Genomic DNA, 2,605 nt, shown 5'->3' with positions numbered 1-2,605 from the left:
ACTAGACTATAACTCATTTATATACTATGACATAGACCATAAGAAAAATAAACTATCTTTTAACCTAGCCTCTAAGCTAGCACTAAATAACCTTAGTACCTATCTATGCTTAGATGAGCTAAGAGGATCTGGTAATGAGATAGATGCAAGGTATTTTAACTATGCTAGAAGTAGATACACTGAATCTGATGTAGAGATAAGGGAGCTAAATTTGGATGTTAAAGAGGAGAAAGAGGTGTATGACGCTTATAGAAAAGGTAATAGTCAAGATAGGGGTGGTTTGTCTTATGCCATAGATGCCTATCAAGATGCGGTTGAGATAGTTAATGTATTTAAAAAAGGTATTTTTAACACTAGTGATAAAAATAGCCACTCTAACCTATCAAGATATCTAGTAGAAGCTCTTGATATTATAGGTAACAATAACATAAAGGGTATATATGTGGGGTGTAAGGAAAATGACTCCAAAAATGGAAAATTTAGTGATCGTACAATCCCCCCTCGTCTAGTAGGTCGTCTAGCTACCACCATAGTAATGGAAGATGGTCTATATATAGGATGAGATATGAAGAAGATAATATTTATAACTTTAGCTATCTTAGCAGTTGCAGTAGTAGCGGTAGTAAACAAAGAAAAAACAATAAATAAAGGAAATCTAATGGATAACACTAATACATATACGGTTATAGCTCCAAATGGAGACAAGATAGAATTTGATAAAAAAACAAATTTAATAGCTTCCAAAAATGCAAAAAATAATACGGCACGCTTGGAAGAAAAATCCCAAATGCTCCTACAAGCCCGCTCCATCTTAGACTCATCTCCATATAAAAATTATAAACCCTTATACTATAACCCTAAACCAAATTCATTAGGTCAAACAGACTATCTATCATTTAAACCATGGCTAGACATTAGCTATAAACCAAGCTCAACTAAAATTTCACCTTGGACTAAATCAGAAAAAGCTTACTATGAAAGTTTAAAAGATAAGAGAGATAGATATATCTATCTAGTAAAAAGAAGTAATCTAAAATGCACCATGATAGATATCCCAGAAGACGCCATAGGTAGAGTAGATAGTAGTGGCAAACTAACAAAGCCAGAGTATGCTGAAATTTATGATGAAGTAAATGCTCATAAAGGCACATTAAAATCAATGCTGTTTTCGGCAGAGTGGGGAATTTGTGCTGGAATACTTGGAAACCCTATGGGATTTGCAAATGGAAATGAAGCAGGATTTAAAGCAAGGGATTATCAAAGAATTTTTCTAGCAGCCCAGCTAGGAGTAGTAAAGGCTTTAAAATTTTTAGGCGACTTATTTGAATACACTACTTATGATATAGGTCTAAACAAAAATTTACAAATGGCTGAAGAATTTAGAAAACTAGCTAAAAATCCTCCACTAGATGAATATGGAATGATACCTTATCTTGATGAGATAGTAGGTAGCTATTTCGTGATGGATTTTAATAGAAATTTAACCGTAGCTGAGCCAAATGGTTCAATGCATACTCATTTAAGAAAATTAGTAGAAGACGAAGGAAAATTGCTAGACCCTAGAGATTTAGATGCAAATGAGACTACAAGGGAAGAATTTACAAAATACGTTAAAGACAATATCGATGGAAGCGGTCAAGACTTTAATGGAGGCTTTCCTGGCACTTGGGACGATAGAGCCGTTTCTCTTTACATCGACTCCACCCTCCTAGAAGCTAAAATAATGTCCCTAACCCCACCAGAGGGATATCCAAATGCTCCATACTACAACACACCAGAAGAGCTAACAAGACTATATGAGGCTGGTAAATTAGATAAAAAGCTAAACCCTCTAACACCAGTGATGTATAGAGATAGCTTTCCAGAAGATCTTAGGCAAAAGATATTAAGCTATGCTAAAGAGCATAATATAAAGGATTAGAGAATAAATTTAATATCTATGGCTCCACTTGGAGCCAAACCCCATTTCATAATAGGCTACCACAATGCAAACATCAAACAAATCCAACCTAGTAAAACAAAAATTTACCGACATAAAAACCCTAAGTCCTATTAAGGATTACAGCCAGTACAGCATAAACATCAATAAAGAAAACAATAGATCAACTCTTGTTTTAAATTTATCCCCATTTGCAAGGATAGATAAAAAATATATAGACAACATAGAGCAAAAGAGGGAAGAATTTAAAGAGATCGCCTATCAAGATGACACCAACTATCTTGATAACTACACCAAATACGAAGAGTTATTTAAGACAAATTTCTCTCACGTAAATGCTTATGCTAAGCAGCCAAATGATATGGAAAAGATCAAAAAAAGTGAAGAAGAGTATATGAAAAAGGTAACTCTCTCTTTTAAAGCAGTGTTTGACAAGGTAAATGAAAACACCTTAAACAGAAGAGAGGCTGAAGCATATAACAATAGCAATATCTCAAGCCAACTTATAGATGATATAAAAAATGGCTCATCAACCGCAGATGAATACCAATCACAAATGCAACGTATAATACAAACCCTCCCAAAGCGCTACTCTTTCATAGAAGCACTATCTCTTAGTGTGGCTTACTTTATAATGACTAAAAGCTATTCAAAAAAAATGATAAA

The 2,605-nt window shown here is 34.0% G+C and carries 2 protein-coding genes and 1 pseudogene; all 3 read left to right on the top strand.

The window, feature by feature from the left end:
* Positions 1 to 562, top strand: a pseudogene (locus F3G76_RS10650) (hypothetical protein); the annotation flags it as partial.
* Between the two features lie 96 nt (positions 563 to 658).
* Positions 659 to 1,921, top strand: coding sequence for a thioredoxin reductase (locus F3G76_RS10320; RefSeq protein ID WP_223227469.1), 1,263 nt, complete (start codon positions 659 to 661; stop codon positions 1,919 to 1,921).
* 64 nt (positions 1,922 to 1,985) lie between these two features.
* Positions 1,986 to 2,605, top strand: a 620-nt coding sequence (locus tag F3G76_RS10645; protein ID WP_188116586.1) for a hypothetical protein, incomplete at its 3' end; no start/stop codon positions are given.

Origin of the sequence: Campylobacter concisus, assembly GCF_902460575.1 — a bacterium.
Classification (GTDB): Bacteria; Campylobacterota; Campylobacteria; order Campylobacterales; family Campylobacteraceae; genus Campylobacter_A; species Campylobacter_A concisus_AW.
The sequence above is the reverse complement of the archived record's forward strand: the minus strand, read 5'-3'. Positions and strand labels throughout refer to the sequence as shown.

Bases quoted from the DNA above. Each gene is read 5' to 3' on its own strand.
- F3G76_RS10320 (WP_223227469.1), top strand. From the start codon at position 659: ATGGATAACACTAATACATATACGGTTATAGCTCCAAATGGAGACAAG.